The organism is Streptomyces bluensis (assembly GCF_014650715.1).
In the GTDB taxonomy this organism is placed as follows: domain Bacteria; phylum Actinomycetota; class Actinomycetes; order Streptomycetales; family Streptomycetaceae; genus Streptomyces; species Streptomyces bluensis.
Genome location: NZ_BMVM01000002.1, coordinates 975,113 through 992,235, shown reverse-complemented (window position 1 = coordinate 992,235; position 17,123 = coordinate 975,113). Strand labels below are relative to the sequence as shown.

The following is a 17,123-nucleotide window of genomic DNA, read 5'->3' as shown; positions in this document are numbered from 1 at the left end:
TGAAGGAGGCCGAACGTCAGCTCTTGGAGCCGGTCCCGTCGGCCTTGGCGGACCCGCCGGTCCCGGCGGAGTTGCCGGACTTGCCGCGCTCGCGCGCCAGCTCTGTCGCGTCCCGCCGGAACGCCCACTCCATCCTGGGCTCCATCGCGAACCGGAACATCCGCTGTACCGGCGGGGTGCAGAGCACGGTGATGATCGCGGCCGCGAGCAGCGTGACGAAGATCTCACCGACCGGCTGGTAGACCCAGTCGTAGGTGTCGTACCAGTCCCAGAAGCGGGACCCCTTCGCGAGGAAGCCGTGCAGCAGGTAGCCGTACAGCGTGCCCGCGCCGAGCACCGTGAACCACATCTTGCGGCGCGGCACCCAGGCGAAGAAGCAGGCCGTGAGCACCAGCGAGCATCCGAAGAGCGCGAGCGTCATGACCACGCCGGCCCACCACGGGGCACCCAGCTCCTGCGCGCTGTCACGGTGGTAGAACCACGCCGAGTTCATGCGCGGCGCCGCCCAGTACGCCACCACCACCGCGGCCGCGAACACCGGCACCGCCAGAATCCGCACCTCGCGGCGCCGCATCAGCTGGAAGTGCTCGGGCTTCATGACCAGGCCCACGACGAAGAACGGCAGGAACTGCAGGACGCGTTGGAGGTCCAGGTCGTCGCCGATGTCGGGCGACACGGAGGCGAGTACGGCGATGGCGAGCGCGAGCGGCACGGGCCAGCGCACGACCTTCCACAGCGGGGTCGTCATCCGCCACACGAACAGCGCGATCAGGAACCAGGTGAGGTACCACGGGTCGAGCAGGCTGATCGGGTGGCCCGGGTCGTCGTCGGCCCAGCGCTTGAAGAAGGAGTACGCGACCTCGAAGATCACATACGGGACGGCGACTCCGGTGACCAGGCGCCGGAGCCGGTCGGGGCGCATGTCGAAACTGCGCGAGAAGTAACCGGAGATGAGGATGAACGCCGGCATGTGGAACGTGTAGACGACCATGTAGAGCGCCTCGGCGGCGCGGCTGTGGCCGGTGAGGGGCTGCCAGGCATGACCCATCGCGACGAGCACGATGGCCAGGTACTTGGCGTTGTCGAAGAACGCGTCGCGCTGTTTGACCGGTCTGGCGTCCGGCGCGGCGGCACTGGCGTCCGGCCGCGCGGTCTCGGGGGAACGCGGGCTCGGCGTGTCGTTCGTCGACTGCTGAGCCGGGGGGAGTGGCGCCCTGGGGCCGTGCGGTCGCAGCGAGTTCGTCACAGACCCTCCCGCCGGGAAGTCCGGGGGGAGGTCCGGGCACTCGCTGCGCATGCGGGGGTCGAGGCAGCGGTGAACATCTGAGGCACCCTAGCGTTGTCCGTGCGATTTAGTAAAACCCTCGACGTGAATCCTGTATTACCCCCGCCGACACCCGGGATTTGAGGAAGGGTTACCCGCCGATTGTCGGCCCGCCAACCTACCGCTTGCTGCCCTTCTGTCCTCATTCTTCCGGACTAAATGGTGCATAACGTTCGCGGGCGACTCTGGTGAAATGTCCGCTTCCTCAGGCTCTTTGGTGTGCCTGTGGCAACAATTCGAATTAACTGCGAACAGGATGTGTGTGCATCGAAACGATCATCTCGGAATTCGACTGCTGATGCCTCCTCGAATTGGCGTGCGGCGCGTGGCCGTTGGGGTCGATGATGCGCAGGCCCGGCACCACGACCGGTCAACCTTGGCTCACCAGCCGCATAGGTAAGCCGGGTTGGTGGCACGATGGTTCCGACGGGGGTGTGCGGGGCGGGCACTCCCGGGCCGGGTGAGCGGACCGACCGAGGGTGTGATGAGTTGTGGCCATTTCGCTGTCAGTGGTGCTGCTGTTGGCGATCATCCTTGTGGTGTTGATGCGAGGAGGGAACCTCAAGGCCGGACCCGCGGTCGTCGCCATACTCTTCGGCTTCTTCCTCGCCTCGACCGGCATGGCCGACGACATCCAGCGGTTCCTCAACTCGATAGCCGAGACCATCAACTCGATTCGGTTCTAGACGCCACGGGGACGGCGCCCGTCGGGGGCGGGCGGCCACCGCATCAGGCCGCCGTCTCTCGACCGGGGCCGTCCAGGTCGCGAGGAAGCTCCCCCAGCTCCCCTGGGCAACGGGTCGACCAGGCTCAACGCACGAAACGAGGCCCCGGCGGAGTATTCGATCTCCGGCCGGGGCCTCGTTCCCGTGGAGCGGGCGACGGGAATCGAACCCGCGTAGCTAGTTTGGAAGACTAGGGCTCTACCATTGAGCTACGCCCGCACTGGTCGCGCCGCAGGTCAGGTGACCGCGGCACAGGAGGCATCGTAGCGGGTCCGGTGCCCTCACCGCACACCCCGTTTCCCGGTCGCGCCGGCGCGCAACCGGTGCTCGGGAAATGCGGCAGCCGCGCTGCCTGCGGGCATGTACCCTACGTGTCGCACCAGACGGGGTGTGGCGCAGCTTGGTAGCGCGTCCGCTTTGGGAGCGGAAGGCCGTGGGTTCAAATCCCGCCACCCCGACCACCAGCCGGAACCCGCCATGGGGGAGCCCGGAGCGTACAGCTCTCCTTTTGGGGCGCGTACCGCCTGCGGTTACTATGCAAGCTGCGCGCCCGTGTGTCTGCACCGTTACGTCTCTCAAGGGCCCGCGAATCCGCTGAGGCTCCGTCCGGTCGTCCGTACCGGCAGCAGCGCGCAGCAGAAACCCAAGAAGTCAGCCACAAGGAGACCGAACCGTGAAGAGCGCCGTGGAGACCCTGAACCCGACCCGGGTTCGGCTCACTGTCGAGGTGCCCTTCGAGGAGCTCAAGGACAGCCTCGACGCGGCGTACAAGAAGATCAACCAGCAGGTCACGGTGAAGGGCTTCCGCAAGGGCAAGATCCCGGCCCGCGTCATCGACCAGCGGTTCGGTCGTGGCGCCGTGCTGGAGGAGGCCGTCAACGACGCGCTTCCGAAGCTCTACACCGAGGCGGTCAACGAGGCCGAGCTGAACGTCCTCGGCCAGCCCGAGGTCGACATCACGGAGCTGAAGGACGGCGAGACGCTGAACTTCACCGCCGAGGTCGACGTCCGCCCGACCATCGAGATCCCGGACTACTCCGGCATCGAGGTCGAGGTCGACGCCGTCGAGGTCACGGAGGAGGACATCGACCAGTCGGTCGAGCAGCTCCGTGAGCGCTTCGCCTCGACGTCCCCCGTCGAGCGCGCCGCCGAGGACGGCGACGTCCTGACGATCGACCTGGAGGCCAAGGTCGACGGCGAGGTGCTGGAGGACGGCGTCGCGAACGGCGTCTCCTACACCATCGGCTCCGGTGAGCTGCTCGACGGCATCGACGACGCCGTGAAGGGCCTGGAGGCCGGTGGCGAGGCCACCTTCACCTCCGAGCTCAAGGGCGGCTCGGCGGCCGGCCGTGAGGCCGAGGTGACGGTCAAGGTCACCCAGGTCGCCGCCCGGGAGCTGCCCGAGCTGGACGACGAGTTCGCGCAGCTCGCGTCCGAGTTCGACACGCTGGAGGAGCTGCGGGCGGACAGCCGCAAGCGCCTGGAGAACATGAAGCAGTACGACCAGGCCACGCAGGCCCAGGAGCGCGTCCTGGAGAAGCTGCTGGAGCTGGTCGAGGTGCCCGTCCCCGAGAAGCTGCTTGAGGACGAGATCAACACCCGCAAGCACAACCTGGAGCACCACCAGCTCGGCCAGATGGGCCTCACCCTCGACAAGTACCTGGAGCTCCAGGGCAAGACGGCCGAGGAGTTCGAGGAGGAGACGCGCGAGGCCGCGGTCAAGGGCATCAAGACCCAGTTCGTCCTCGACGAGCTGGTCTCCCGGGAGAAGCTCAACGTCAACCAGGAGGAGCTGACGGAGCACCTGATGCGCCGTGCCGCCTCCTCCGGCATGTCCCCCGACCAGTTCGCCCAGGCGGTCGTCGAGGGCGGCCAGGTTCCGCTCCTCGTCGGCGAGGTCGCCCGCGGCAAGGCCCTGGCCCTGGTCGTCGAGGCCACCACGGTCAAGGACACCAACGGCGAGATCGTGGACCTGGACGACGAGGACGAGGAGGAGACGGACGCCTCCGCGGAGGCCTCCGCCGAGACCCCGGCCGAGGACAAGCCGGAGACCAAGCCGGAGGCCTGACCTCCGCGGCCCCCGTGACGCATCCCTGACGGGCCCCGAGACGGCGACAGCGCCCTTCGGGGCCCGTCGGCGTTCGTATCGGCGTTCCTATAGGCCGGTGTCACGCGGGTCCGCCGGCGTCTCGTACGGCCGGTGGCGGCGCGGGTGCGTGCGCGGCTCTCCCGCCGTGGTGGCTTGGGCGCCTACGCGCTTGTTCGTGGGTCGGGGGCGCGCCGGGAGGTCTCCGTCCTCGGTCCGGCGGTGCTGTGGGTGTGCGAGGTGCCCGGTGGCGGACGCCGGCCGCTGCGGGCGGACACCTCCCGGCACACCCCCTGCGGCGCGTACGCGGCTGCCGGTGAGTGGTGGGTGCGGTGGCGGGCTCGGGTACGCCCGCGGTTTCAAGGGGCGCGGGGCTGTGTCAACATGCGGCTCCGCCGCGTGGGCGCGACCAGCCACGACGGACCCGCAACCCGATCGCAGACAGGAACCCGGCAGACGAGACCGCGGCCCGGGGCCCGGGGCGGAGCCCCGTGACGGTGCCGGACGGCAAAGGGCAACTCACACCCCGGGCGAACCCGACGAACCACGAGCCCAGCGGAGCGCATGCGCTGACAGCGAACAGTTCCCTCTGCGGGATTCCCCGGAGGGACCCGCGCGTTAGGGTCCATGAATACGAGGGCAGGGAAGTCCCCGGAGCAGCCCCGGCAGGGGCACGCACGGGGTCCCAGGCCCCAGCAGAAGACGTGAGACGGCCCGGCGCCGTCGTAAGACGAGCAGGTGGATACGTGACGAATCTGATGCCCTCCGCCGCCGGCGAGCCTTCCATCGGTGGTGGCCTCGGCGACCAGGTCTACAACCGGCTGCTCGGCGAGCGGATCATTTTCCTCGGCCAGCCGGTCGACGACGACATCGCGAACAAGATCACCGCACAGCTGCTGCTCCTTGCCGCTGACCCCGACAAGGACATCAACCTGTACATCAACAGCCCCGGCGGCTCGATCACGGCCGGTATGGCGATCTACGACACCATGCAGTTCATCAAGAACGACGTGGTGACCATCGCCATGGGCCTCGCCGCCTCCATGGGCCAGTTCCTGCTCAGCGCGGGCACGCCGGGCAAGCGCTTCGCGCTGCCGAACGCCGAGATCCTGATCCACCAGCCCTCCGCCGGCCTCGCCGGCTCGGCCTCCGACATCAAGATCCACGCCGAGCGGCTGCTGCACACCAAGAAGCGCATGGCCGAGCTCACGGCGCACCACACCGGTCAGTCGGTCGAGCAGATCACCCGCGACTCCGACCGTGACCGCTGGTTCGACGCCTACGAGGCCAAGGACTACGGCCTCATCGACGACGTCATCACCCACGCCGCCAGCTTGCCGGGCGGCGGCGGCACCGGGGCCGCGTAACCGGCGCACGCCGGGCGCGTGCCGGAGTCACCGCACACCGGCGCACGTCTCCGCGCACCCGTACGGACCGTACGGACCGCACAGGCGGTACGAGCCGTACGACGGAACCGCACCCCACGCGACCAGGCACGACGTCGGACGACGGATCGTGACAGCGGATCGGTACAGCGGATCGGATGACGGGGCAACCCGGCTCCGGCCCCGGCCCCGATGTCACCGATGCCGATCAGCCGGCCGACGTACGACGATGGAAGCGAGGGGACGCGGCCCCGTACGACGGCGCGCGGCCGACGTGCCAGCCCCCGGCGACCCGCAGGCCCCAGACACCCCCAGCCGACCGCCTCAGCCCCTCTCAGGCTCCCAGGAGACCACAGTGAACGACTTCCCCGGCAGCGGCCTCTACGACCGTGTGCGCGCCGAGTACAGCGGCCCCACGGCCGAGTCCCGCTATGTCATCCCGCGCTTCGTCGAGCGCACCTCGCAGGGCGTGCGTGAGTACGACCCGTACGCGAAGCTCTTCGAGGAGCGCGTGATCTTCCTCGGCGTGCAGATCGACGACGCCTCCGCCAACGACGTCATGGCACAGCTGCTGTGCCTGGAGTCGATGGACCCCGACCGCGACATCTCGGTCTACATCAACAGCCCGGGCGGCTCCTTCACCGCGCTCACGGCCATCTACGACACGATGCAGTTCGTGAAGCCGGACATCCAGACGGTCTGCATGGGCCAGGCGGCCTCCGCCGCCGCCATCCTGCTGGCCGCCGGTACGCCCGGCAAGCGCATGGCGCTGCCGAACGCCCGCGTGCTGATCCACCAGCCGTACAGCGAGACCGGCCGCGGCCAGGTCTCCGACCTGGAGATCGCCGCCAACGAGATCCTCCGGATGCGCTCGCAGCTGGAGGAGATGCTGGCCAAGCACTCCACCACGCCGATCGAGAAGATCCGCGAGGACATCGAGCGCGACAAGATCCTCACGGCCGAGGACGCGCTGTCGTACGGCCTGATCGATCAGATCATCTCGACCCGCAAGATGAACAACGCGTCCGTCGTCTAGGACGGGTGGGGAGTATCGTCTGCCGCCCCTTGGCACGGTTTGGCACGGTGCACGTCAAAGTGAACCGTGCCAAGGGGGGCCCGAACGGGGGGCCCGGCAAGGTACCGTCGGACATAAGGCAGCACCAGGAGCCGCTGGATCTAGGCGTCTCCCAGGCGAAGGGGAAGCACACCGTGGCACGCATCGGTGACGGCGGCGATCTGCTCAAGTGCTCGTTCTGCGGCAAGAGCCAGAAGCAGGTCAAGAAGCTCATCGCAGGCCCCGGTGTGTACATCTGCGACGAGTGCATCGATCTCTGCAACGAGATCATCGAGGAGGAGCTCGCGGAGACCAGCGAGGTCCGCTGGGAGGAGCTCCCGAAGCCCCGCGAGATCTACGAGTTCCTGGAGGGGTACGTCGTCGGCCAGGAGGCCGCGAAGAAGGCCCTCTCGGTCGCGGTGTACAACCACTACAAACGCGTTCAGGCCGGCGAGAACGGCGGGGCGAACGGCCGTGACGACGCCATCGAACTGGCGAAGTCCAACATCCTGTTGCTCGGCCCCACGGGCTCCGGCAAGACCCTGCTGGCCCAGACCCTCGCCCGGATGCTCAACGTCCCGTTCGCCATCGCCGACGCGACGGCGCTCACGGAGGCGGGCTACGTGGGCGAGGACGTCGAGAACATCCTGCTGAAGCTCATCCAGGCCGCCGACTACGATGTCAAGAAGGCCGAGACCGGGATCATCTACATCGACGAGATCGACAAGGTGGCCCGCAAGAGCGAGAACCCGTCGATCACACGGGACGTGTCGGGTGAGGGCGTCCAGCAGGCCCTCCTGAAGATCCTTGAGGGCACGACGGCCTCCGTCCCGCCCCAGGGCGGCCGCAAGCACCCGCACCAGGAGTTCATCCAGATCGACACGACGAACGTCCTGTTCATCGTGGGCGGTGCCTTCGCCGGTCTGGAGAAGATCATCGAGTCCCGGGCGGGCGCGAAGGGCATCGGCTTCGGCGCGACCATCCGCTCCAAGCGCGAGCTCGAATCCAAGGACCAGTTCGAGGACGTCATGCCCGAGGACCTGGTCAAGTTCGGCATGATCCCCGAGTTCATCGGCCGTCTGCCCGTCATCACCTCGGTCCACAACCTCGACCGCAAGGCCCTCCTCCAGATCCTGGTGGAGCCGCGCAACGCGCTGGTGAAGCAGTACCAGCGCCTCTTCGAACTCGACGGCGTGGAGCTGGACTTCGAGCGCGAGGCCCTGGAGGCCATCGCCGACCAGGCCATCCTCCGCCAGACCGGCGCCCGCGGCCTGCGCGCCATCATGGAGGAGGTCCTCCAGGCGGTCATGTACGAGGTCCCGTCCCGCAAGGACGTGGCCCGCGTGGTCATCACGGCGGACGTCGTCCTGTCGAACGTGAACCCGACGCTGATCCCGCGCGACGCCCGCGGCCGCGGCTCGGGCGAGCAGAAGACGGCGTAACCGCCGCGCGAGCGACAGCGAGGGGCCCCGGTCAACCGACCGGGGCCCCTTCGCAGTTGAACGTCGCAGCATCACAGCAACGCAGCATCCCGGCTGAACTTCTCAGGTGAACAGCCGGTCCGCGGGATCAGGCCTTGACGCGGACTTCCTTACGGAGCTTGGCGGCCGTCTCCGCCGTCTCGGCCGGGTCCGCGCTCTTGCCCGCCGCGATGTCCGAGTACTCCATGGGCATCACAAACCCGAGCGTGCTGTGGTCGGCCCAGACGCAGTAGACGATGCTCAGCTCGCTCGGCCCGCCCGCCGCACCCCCGGTCGGCGCCTGGCCCTTGGCCGTCTGGCACTTCATGACGGCGCCATCCAGCGAACTCGGCGTGTACGCCTGCGGGCTGCCCTCGAAGGTGACGCCTTCCTTCTCGGCGTCCGCCTTCTGCAGGGTGAAGAACCCGTCGACCGCCTTCTCCGGGTCCTCGATCTCGCCGTAGATGCCGCCGAAGGTGATCATCTTCCCGGCCAGCGGGTTGCCGCTGTCCTGGCCCGCCTCGTAGCTGGCGCTGACATCCTTGGGGTTCGTGATGCCCCAGCTCTCCGCCTTCTTCAGGTCGCTCGAACTCATGCCGTCGCCGCCGCTGTCGGAGGACTTCTTGTACTCGGTGAGCACGGTCTCCGGCGTCGTCAGCTTGTGCGGCCCGTCGTCCGCGATGTCCGAACCGCCACCGCCCCTGCTCCCGCCGAACGCGAAGTACGCACCCACGGCGATCGCGGCCACGACGGCCACCGCGCCGATGACGAGGCCCGTCTTCTTGTTGCCGCCACCGGGAGCCGGCGGCTGCGGAACCCCGTAGGGCTGCTGGCCGTACGGGGCCTGCTGACCGTACGCGGGCTGCTGACCGTACGGGGCCTGCTGGCCGTAGGGCGGCTGCTGCGGCGGAACACCAGGGGGTGTGCCCTGGGGGGCCTGCTGGGGGTACCCGTAGCCGGGCTGTGCGGGCGGCGCCGGTGGCGGCGCCTGCTGCGGGTAGCCGTAGCCGGGCTGTGCGGGGGGCGCCTGCGGCGGCTGGCCGTAGGGGCCCGGCTGGCCGTACGGACCCGGCTGCGGGGGCTGTCCCGGCTGCGGGGGCTGGCCGCCGTACGGGCCCGGCTGGTTGTAGCTCATTCTGGGTTCCCCTCCAGATACTTATGTTTCGCCGACATCCTCGCCCAGACCAGGAACGCGCGGTCCGCCGGGGTGCGTACCGTTACAGAACAAACGCGTTTCGGGACTGCCCCGTGACACCCCTAAACTGAGCCCGTGACCGAGAACGCTCAGCAGCAGCCCACAGCGCCCAGCACCGAACTGCCGACCCAGTACGCGCCGGCCGAGGTAGAAGGGCCGCTGTACGAGCGCTGGGTGGAGCGGGGTTACTTCGAGGCGGACGAGAAGAGCGACAAGCCGCCGTACACCGTCGTCATCCCGCCGCCGAACGTCACCGGCAGCCTGCACCTCGGGCACGCCTTCGAGCACACCCTCATCGACGCCCTCACGCGCCGCAAGCGCATGCAGGGCTACGAGACGCTGTGGCAGCCCGGCATGGACCACGCCGGCATCGCCACGCAGAACGTCGTGGAGCGTGAGCTCGGCAAGGAGGGCAAGTCCCGGCACGATCTGGGCCGCGAGGCCTTCGTCGAGCGCGTCTGGCAGTGGAAGGCCGAGTCCGGCGGGCAGATCAGCGGGCAGATGCGCCGCCTCGGCGACGGCGTCGCCTGGTCGCGCGAGCGCTTCACCATGGACGAGGGGCTGTCCCAGGCCGTCCAGACCATCTTCAAGCGGCTCTACGAAGACGAGCTGATCTACCGTGCCGAGCGCATCATCAACTGGTGCCCGCGCTGTCTGACGGCCATCTCGGACATCGAGGTCGAGTACCAGGACGACGACGGCGAGCTCGTCTCGATGAAGTACGGCGAGGGGGACGACACCATCGTCGTCGCCACCACCCGTGCCGAGACCATGCTCGGTGACACGGCCGTCGCCGTTCACCCCGAGGACGAGCGGTACAAGCACCTGGTCGGCAAGCTCATCCGGCTGCCGCTGACCGACCGCTCCATCCCGGTCGTCGCCGACGAGCACGTCGATCCCGAGTTCGGCACGGGCGCCGTCAAGGTCACCCCGGCCCACGACCCGAACGACTTCGAGATCGGCCGGCGCCACAACCTGCCGTCCCTCACCGTCATGGACGAGCACGCGGTCATCACCGCCCACGGCCCCTTCCAGGGCCTGGACCGGCTCGAAGCCCGCTCCGCCATCGTCGCCGCGCTGCGCGCCGAGGGCCGGATCGTCGCCGAGAAGCGGCCGTACGTCCACTCCGTCGGCCACTGCTCGCGCTGCAAGACCACCATCGAGCCGCGCCTGTCCCTGCAGTGGTGGGTCAAGGTCGGCCCGCTGGCGAAGGCGGCGGGTGACGCCGTCCGCGACGGACGCGTCAGGATCCATCCGCAGGAGATGGAGAAGCGGTACTTCGACTGGGTCGACAACCTCCACGACTGGTGCATTTCCCGGCAGTTGTGGTGGGGCCACCGCATCCCCGTCTGGTACGGGCCGAACGGCGAGGTCGTCTGCGTCGGACCCGACGAGGAGCCGCCGAGCGGCGAGGGCTGGCATCAGGACACCGACGTCCTCGACACCTGGTTCTCCTCCGGCCTGTGGCCCTTCTCGACCCTCGGCTGGCCCGAACAGACCGAGTCGCTCGCGAAGTTCTACCCGAACTCCGTCCTGGTCACCGGCTACGACATCCTCTTCTTCTGGGTCGCCCGGATGATGATGTTCGGGCTGTACGCGATGGACGGCACCCCGCCGTTCCACACCATCGCCCTGCACGGCATGGTCCGCGACCAGTTCGGCAAGAAGATGTCGAAGTCCTTCGGCAACGCGGTCAACCCGCTGGACTGGATGGACAAGTACGGCTCCGACGCGCTCAGGTTCACCCTCGCCCGCGGCGCCAACCCCGGTGTCGACGTGCCGATCGGCGAGGACTGGGTCCAGGGCTCCCGCAACTTCGCCAACAAGATCTGGAACGCCACGCGCTTCGCGCTGATGAACGGCGCGACGGTCGAGGGCCCGCTGCCGGACGCGGCGAGGATGTCGGCGACCGACCGCTGGATCCTCTCCCGGCTGAACTCCGTCGTCGCCGAAGTCGACGCGTTCTACGAGGACTTCCAGTTCGCCAAGCTGTCCGACGCACTGTTCCACTTCGCGTGGGACGAGGTCTTCGACTGGTACGTCGAGCTGTCCAAGACGACGTTCCAGGCGGGCGGCGAGGCCGCCGAGGTCAGCAAGCGGGTCCTGGGTGAGGTGCTGGACGTCACGCTGAAGCTGCTGCACCCGGTCGTCCCCTTCGTCACGGAAACCCTCTGGACCACACTCACGGGCGGCGAGTCCGTCGTCATCGCCGACTGGCCCAAGGACAGCGGCTTCCGGGACGCGGCGGCGGAGAAGGAGATCGAGACGCTCCAGTCCGTCATCACCGAAGTCCGCCGCTTCCGCGCCGACCAGGGCCTCCAGCCCGGCCAGCGGGTCCCGGCCCGCCTGGAGCTGGGCGGCACCGCGCTCGCCCCGCACGAGGCCGCCATCCGCCAGCTGCTCCGGCTCCAGCCGGAGGGCGAGGGCTTCTCGGCGACGGCCACACTGCCGGTGGCGGGCGCCGAGGTCGCGCTGGACCTCTCCGGAGTGATCGACGTGGCGGCGGAGCGCAAGCGGCTCGCCAAGGACCTCGCGGCCGCGCAGAAGGAGCGCCAGCAGGCCGAGGCCAAGCTGGGCAACGAGGCCTTCCTCGCGAAGGCTCCGGACCAGGTCGTGGAGAAGATCCGGACGCGGCTGGCCAAGGCCGGGGAGGACATCACACGGATCGAGAACCAGCTGGCCAAGCTGCCGGCGGGCTGATCCGCAACGGGTCTTCGCCGCCGCGGAGGCCGCCCGGACAGGGAGTGGTCGGCTCAGTCGTCTCCGCCGACGCGGAGGACCGCGGGCCCGGTGCGACACAGGCGCCGGGCCCGCAGTCACGTATACGTAGACTGGCCTCGTGAGTGACCTCCCTCCGCATGACAGCAGTGCGCAGCCCGACCCCGTCGACTCCTTCGAGGAGATCATCGCGGCTGAGACGGGTCGCGACCCCGATCTCGCGGTGATCGAGGCGGGCAGCCGTACCCTGCGCACCCAGGGCGGGCCGCCGGGGGCCGACGTGCCCGCGCGGCCGGCCGACCCCGAGGCCGAGAAGGCCCTGCGCGAGGTCGAGGCGGAACTGGCCACGCGCTGGGGCGAGACCAAGCTGGAGCCGTCGGTCTCGCGGATCGCCGCGCTGATGGACGTACTGGGGGAGCCGCAGCGGTCGTACCCCTCGATCCACATCACGGGAACCAACGGCAAGACGTCCACCGCCCGCATGATCGAGGCGCTGCTGGGCGCCTTCGAGCTGCGCACCGGCCGCTACACCTCGCCGCACGTCCAGTCGATCACCGAGCGGATCAGCCTGGACGGCGCCCCGATGGGGGCCGAGCGGTTCGTCGAGACGTACCGGGACATCAAGCCGTACATCGAGATGGTGGACGACCGGCAGGAGTTCCGGCTGTCCTTCTTCGAGGTGCTCACGGGCATGGCGTACGCGGCCTTCGCGGACGCGCCCGTGGACGTGGCCGTCGTCGAGGTGGGCATGGGCGGCAGCTGGGACGCCACCAACGTCATCGATGCCGACGTGGCCGTCGTGACCCCGATCGACCTCGACCACACCGACCGGCTCGGCACCACGCCCGGTGAGATCGCCGGCGAGAAGGCGGGCATCGTCAAGCAGGACGCGACGGTGATCCTGGCCCAGCAGCCGGTGGACGCGGCGCAGGTGCTGCTGAAGAAGGCCGTCGAGGTGGACGCGACCGTGGCACGCGAGGGCCTGGAGTTCGGGGTCGTCGGCCGGCAGGTCGCGGTCGGCGGACAACTCCTCACGCTGCGCGGGCTCGGCGGGGAGTACGAAGAGGTGTTCCTGCCGCTGCACGGTGCCTACCAGGCGCACAACGCGGCGGTGGCGCTCGCGGCGGTCGAGGCGTTCTTCGGGGTCGGTTCGCAGCGGCCGGAGCCGCTCGACATCGACACCGTGCGCAAGGCGTTCGCGTCCGTCGCCTCGCCCGGACGCCTGGAGGTCGTACGGCGTTCCCCGACGGTCGTGCTGGACGCCGCCCACAATCCGGCGGGCGCTCGCGCCACGGCGGACGCGGTGAGCGAGGTGTTCGACTTCAGCCGGCTGATCGGGGTCGTCGGCGCGAGCGGGGACAAGAACGTGCGAGGGCTGCTGGAGGCCTTCGAGCCGATCTTCGCCGAGGTCGTGATCACCCAGAACTCCAGCCATCGCGCGATGGACGCGGACGAACTGGCCGCGATCGCGGTCGAGGTGTTCGGGGACGAGCGCGTCCAGGTCGAGCCGCGGCTCGACGACGCCCTGGAAGCGGCGATCACGCTCGCCGAGGAGGAGGGCGAGTACGCGGGCGGTGGTGTCCTCGTCACCGGGTCCGTCATCACCGTGGGCGAGGCCCGACTGCTGCTGGGGAGGGGCTGAGTCCCGTGCGTACGTTGTGTTCCTCGACGCTCATCGGTGAGTTCTTCGTCATCGGGTTCGCCGGGCTGGTCGCGATGAAGGACCCGGACCTGTCCATGAGCACGGTGTGGACGGTCAGCGGTGCCGCGATGGCACTGTGCGTGCTGCTGTGCGGGCTGATCACGCGCCCCGGTGGGGTGCAGCTCGGCTGGGCGCTCCAGATCGCGCTGATCGCCTCCGGCTTCGTCGTCCCGGTCATGTTCTTCCTCGGGGCGATCTTCGCGGCGCTGTGGTGGGCGTCCGTCCACTTCGGGCGGAAGGTGGACGAGGCGAAGGCGCGGTTCGCCGCGCAGGCGGCGGCAGGGGAGGCGTCCACTGGCGCCGGTGCTTCCTGACGATGTCCTGGCGATGTTCTGGCGACGCCCTGACGCTGTGTGACGCTCCATCGAGCGCGCCCTGTAGCCTCTGAGCTCCGCACACTTGTGAAATTGAAGGAGTCACCGTCGTGAGCCAGCGCACCCTTGTCCTCCTCAAGCCCGACGCCGTCCGTCGTGGGCTGACCGGCGAGATCATCAGCCGTATCGAGCGCAAGGCCGGGTGGCGGATCACGGCGCTGGAGCTGCGCACGCTGGACCAGGACACGCTGGAGCAGCACTACGGGGAGCACAAGGGCAAGCCGTTCTACGAGCCGCTGGTCGAGTTCATGGCGTCCGGGCCCGTGGTCGCGCTGATCGTGGAGGGCGAGCGGGTCATCGAGGGGCTGCGCGCGCTTGCCGGGCCGACGGACCCGATCGCCGCCGCGCCCGGGTCGATCCGGGGCGACTACGGCGTCATCGTCCGCGAGAACCTCATCCACGCGTCCGACTCCGAGGAGTCCGCCGAGCGCGAGGTGAAGATCTTCTTCCCCGGCCGGGCGTAACGCCTGACGCCTCCGGCGGCGGCCCGGTCCTGCGGTGTGCGGGTCCGGGCCGTTGGTGGTCGCGCGGGCCCTCGCTCTCGGCCTGAACGGCCTCGTCCTCAAACACCGGACGGGCGGGGTGCGGCTCCACTCCGCCCACCCTGCCCACCCGTTCAGCCCACACCGCGAGCACCGATTTTCTGATCCTCCGTCAGCCCAACCTCCCGGCTGACCAGGCAACTCCCCGGAAAATTCGCCGATCCTCCGGCATATGCATGCCGATCGGGGGAACGCGTGCCCCCGATGGACCGTCTGCGCAAGCGAGACGGCGCATCATCTGCCCACAATGGCGAAGACCCTCGCGCAGTGTCCGTGCGGGCGAGACTACGATGTAAGCCTTCACGTCACAGCACCCACTTCGCCGACCCGAAAAGCCATTTGTGCTCCAGTTTGGGAAGGCCAGACGAATCCTGATGGGGAACTCAATGTCGTTCATCGGCCGTGACATGGCTGTCGACCTCGGGACCGCCAACACGCTGGTGTACGTCAGGGGTCGCGGGATCGTACTCAACGAGCCGTCCGTCGTCGCGATCAACACCAACACCGGTGGCATCCTCGCGGTCGGCGCGGAAGCGAAGAAGATGATCGGTCGGACGCCCGGCAACATCGTCGCCGTGCGCCCGCTCAAGGACGGCGTCATCGCCGACTTCGAGATCACCGAGCGGATGCTCCGTTACTTCATCCTGAAGATCCACAAGCGGAGGTATCTGGCCCGGCCCCGGGTCGTCGTCTGCGTGCCCTCCGGTATCACCGGTGTCGAGCGCCGCGCCGTCATCGAGGCCTCCTCCCAGGCCGGCGCCCGCCAGGTCCACATCATCGAGGAGCCCATGGCCGCGGCCATCGGCTCCGGCCTGCCGGTCCACGAGGCCACGGGCAACATGGTGGTGGACATCGGCGGCGGCACCACGGAGGTCGCGGTCATCTCGCTCGGCGGGATCGTCACAGCGCAGTCCATCCGCGTGGCGGGTGACGAGCTGGACAACGCGATCATCCAGCACATCAAGAAGGAGTACTCGCTGCTTCTTGGTGAGCGGACGGCCGAACAGATCAAGATCACGATCGGTTCTGCGTACGACCTCGACGCTGACGAGCACACCGAAATCCGCGGCCGGGACCTCGTCTCCGGGCTGCCGAAGACCGTGGTCATCTCCGCGGGGGAGGTGCGGAAGGCCATCGAAGAGCCGGTCAACGCCATCGTCGATGCCGTCAAGACCACCCTCGACAAGTGTCCGCCCGAGCTCTCCGGCGACATCATGGACCGGGGGATCGTCCTGACCGGCGGCGGTGCGCTGTTGCGCGGGCTGGACGAGCGGCTGCGCCGGGAGACCGGGATGCCGATCCATATCGCCGAGGACCCGCTGGACAGCGTGGCGCTCGGTTCCGGCAAGTGCGTCGAGGAGTTCGAGGCGTTGCAGCAGGTTCTCGACGCCCAGCCGCGCAGATGACGTAACGCTTCGGTTCCGCCGTACGAGACGAACCCCTCTCGTACGGCGGAACATTGATATTGAGGCATAAGCTCCCCCATAGCACCCCGTGAGTGCCCGCGCGCTCGGGCCCCCTTGGTGAGCTTTCCAACTGACTCGAACCGACTCGAACTGATTCGAACTGACCATTCGACAAGGAAGGGCACGGCCGCCGCACGTGAGGGACACACGAGAGAGCCGGCTGCTCCTGGTGCTGCTGATCGCCATCGCGTTCGCACTGATCACGGTGGACATCCGCGGTGGGGAGGACTCTCCGGTCGACGGTGCCCGGCGGGCCGCGGCCACGGTCTTCGGCCCGATCGAGGACGGGGTGTCGACCGCCGTCGACCCCATCGGGAACGCCGTCTCCGCCATCCGTGACTCCGGTGAACGGCACGACCGGCTCGCCGCGCTGGAGAAGGAGAACGCCGCGCTGAAGGCCGAACTCGGCAGCGACGACCGCAACCGAAGCCGCGTCAGGCAGCTCGACAAGATGCTGAAGACCGCCGCGAGCGGCCAGTACGGCATCAAGGGCGCCGAGGTCGTCGCCATCGGCGCCGCCCAGGGGTTCTCATGGACCGTCACCATCGACATCGGGTCCAAGGACGGCATCAAGCGGGACATGACCGTGCTGAACGGCGACGGGCTGGTCGGACGGGTCACCACCGTCGGACCGAACACCGCCACCGTGCTGCTCGCCAGCGACCCCGACTTCACCGTGGGGACGCGCATGGAGGCCACCGACGAGCTCGGCTTCGCCTCCGGGCAGGGTGACCGGCCGCTGCGCGTCGAACTCCTCAACGGCAAGGCGAAGGTGAAGAAGGGCGACCGGCTCGTCACCTTCGGGTCGGAGGCCGACAAGCCGTTCGTGCCGGGCGTGCCGGTGGGGGTCGTGTCGCGGGTCGATCCGTCGGGCGGTGACCTCACCCGCACCATCTACGTCAGGCCGTACGTCGGCTTCACCAAGCTCGACATCGTCGGTGTCGTGGTCCAGGCGCCCCGCAGCGATCCCCGTGACACCGTCCTGCCGGACAAGCCGAAGCCCACGCCCACACCGACCGTGACGGTGACCGTCACACCGTCCGCCGGGGCGCCCGCCGACGGACAACCGCAAGAGCAGTAGGAGCTGACCCC

The 17,123-nt window shown here is 68.8% G+C and carries 13 protein-coding genes and 2 tRNA genes; 12 read left to right on the top strand and 3 right to left on the bottom strand.

Going from position 1 to position 17,123, the window contains the following annotated elements; translation table 11 throughout:
• Window positions 1-16 precede the first annotated feature (16 nt).
• Complete coding sequence (locus tag IE262_RS09535; protein WP_229877170.1) at window positions 17-1,246, bottom strand: acyltransferase family protein; 1,230 nt, start codon at window positions 1,244-1,246, stop codon at window positions 17-19.
• 569 nt (window positions 1,247-1,815) lie between these two features.
• Here IE262_RS09535 and IE262_RS09530 point away from each other — a divergent pair.
• Window positions 1,816-2,010: a hypothetical protein gene (locus IE262_RS09530; RefSeq protein WP_134040510.1), complete on the top strand. Its 195-nt coding sequence runs from the start codon at window positions 1,816-1,818 to the stop codon at window positions 2,008-2,010.
• A 184-nt stretch (window positions 2,011-2,194) separates the two neighbouring features.
• Here the strand turns inward: IE262_RS09530 and IE262_RS09525 are convergent.
• A tRNA-Gly gene (locus IE262_RS09525) sits at window positions 2,195-2,268 on the bottom strand.
• Between the two features lie 165 nt (window positions 2,269-2,433).
• Here IE262_RS09525 and IE262_RS09520 point away from each other — a divergent pair.
• The 5 genes from IE262_RS09520 (at window position 2,434) to clpX (ending at window position 8,016) form a co-directional block, all read left to right on the top strand.
• Window positions 2,434-2,510: transfer RNA gene (locus tag IE262_RS09520), tRNA-Pro, on the top strand.
• A gap of 212 nt (window positions 2,511-2,722) precedes the next feature.
• Entirely contained in the window at window positions 2,723-4,117 is a 1,395-nt protein-coding gene (gene tig, locus IE262_RS09515; RefSeq protein ID WP_189872694.1) for a trigger factor, read from the top strand.
• 764 nt (window positions 4,118-4,881) lie between these two features.
• On the top strand, window positions 4,882-5,502 hold the full coding sequence (locus IE262_RS09510; protein WP_166681758.1) for an ATP-dependent Clp protease proteolytic subunit: 621 nt from the start codon (window positions 4,882-4,884) through the stop codon (window positions 5,500-5,502).
• Window positions 5,503-5,875: 373 nt separating this feature from the next.
• Complete coding sequence (locus IE262_RS09505) at window positions 5,876-6,556, top strand: ATP-dependent Clp protease proteolytic subunit (protein WP_134040507.1); 681 nt, start codon at window positions 5,876-5,878, stop codon at window positions 6,554-6,556.
• 173 nt (window positions 6,557-6,729) lie between these two features.
• Entirely contained in the window at window positions 6,730-8,016 is a 1,287-nt protein-coding gene (gene clpX / locus IE262_RS09500) for an ATP-dependent Clp protease ATP-binding subunit ClpX (RefSeq protein WP_131570807.1), read from the top strand.
• A 127-nt stretch (window positions 8,017-8,143) separates the two neighbouring features.
• On the opposite strand, the gene IE262_RS09495 is transcribed toward clpX, so the two are convergent.
• The gene (locus IE262_RS09495) at window positions 8,144-9,169 is read right to left on the bottom strand and encodes a hypothetical protein (RefSeq protein ID WP_189872692.1); all 1,026 of its coding nucleotides are present in this window, start codon (window positions 9,167-9,169) and stop codon (window positions 8,144-8,146) included.
• 135 nt (window positions 9,170-9,304) lie between these two features.
• Between IE262_RS09495 and IE262_RS09490 the strand changes: the two genes are divergently transcribed.
• From IE262_RS09490 to mreC, 6 genes are all read left to right on the top strand, one after another.
• Window positions 9,305-11,929 carry a valine--tRNA ligase gene (locus tag IE262_RS09490; RefSeq protein WP_189872690.1) on the top strand — a complete coding sequence of 875 codons (2,625 nt, stop codon included), beginning with the start codon at window positions 9,305-9,307 and terminating at the stop codon, window positions 11,927-11,929.
• Between the two features lie 139 nt (window positions 11,930-12,068).
• Window positions 12,069-13,589, top strand: coding sequence for a bifunctional tetrahydrofolate synthase/dihydrofolate synthase (folC, locus tag IE262_RS09485; protein WP_134040504.1), 1,521 nt, complete (start codon window positions 12,069-12,071; stop codon window positions 13,587-13,589).
• Window positions 13,590-13,594: 5 nt separating this feature from the next.
• Window positions 13,595-13,963, top strand: coding sequence for a DUF4233 domain-containing protein (locus IE262_RS09480; protein ID WP_189872681.1), 369 nt, complete (start codon window positions 13,595-13,597; stop codon window positions 13,961-13,963).
• Window positions 13,964-14,073: 110 nt separating this feature from the next.
• Window positions 14,074-14,487: a nucleoside-diphosphate kinase gene (gene ndk / locus IE262_RS09475; protein ID WP_020940057.1), complete on the top strand. Its 414-nt coding sequence runs from the start codon at window positions 14,074-14,076 to the stop codon at window positions 14,485-14,487.
• 464 nt (window positions 14,488-14,951) lie between these two features.
• The gene (locus IE262_RS09470; protein ID WP_005479350.1) at window positions 14,952-15,971 is read left to right on the top strand and encodes a rod shape-determining protein; all 1,020 of its coding nucleotides are present in this window, start codon (window positions 14,952-14,954) and stop codon (window positions 15,969-15,971) included.
• 196 nt (window positions 15,972-16,167) lie between these two features.
• On the top strand, window positions 16,168-17,112 hold the full coding sequence (mreC, locus tag IE262_RS09465) for a rod shape-determining protein MreC (RefSeq protein ID WP_189872679.1): 945 nt from the start codon (window positions 16,168-16,170) through the stop codon (window positions 17,110-17,112).
• The last annotated feature ends 11 nt before the right edge of the window (window positions 17,113-17,123 follow it).

What these genes read in the sequence shown, in the direction of transcription:
- IE262_RS09470 (WP_005479350.1), top strand. Translation starts at nt 14,952, where the DNA reads ATGTCGTTCATCGGCCGTGACATGGCTGTCGACCTCGGGACCGCCAAC.
- IE262_RS09495 (WP_189872692.1), bottom strand. Translation starts at nt 9,169, where the DNA reads ATGAGCTACAACCAGCCGGGCCCGTACGGCGGCCAGCCCCCGCAGCCG.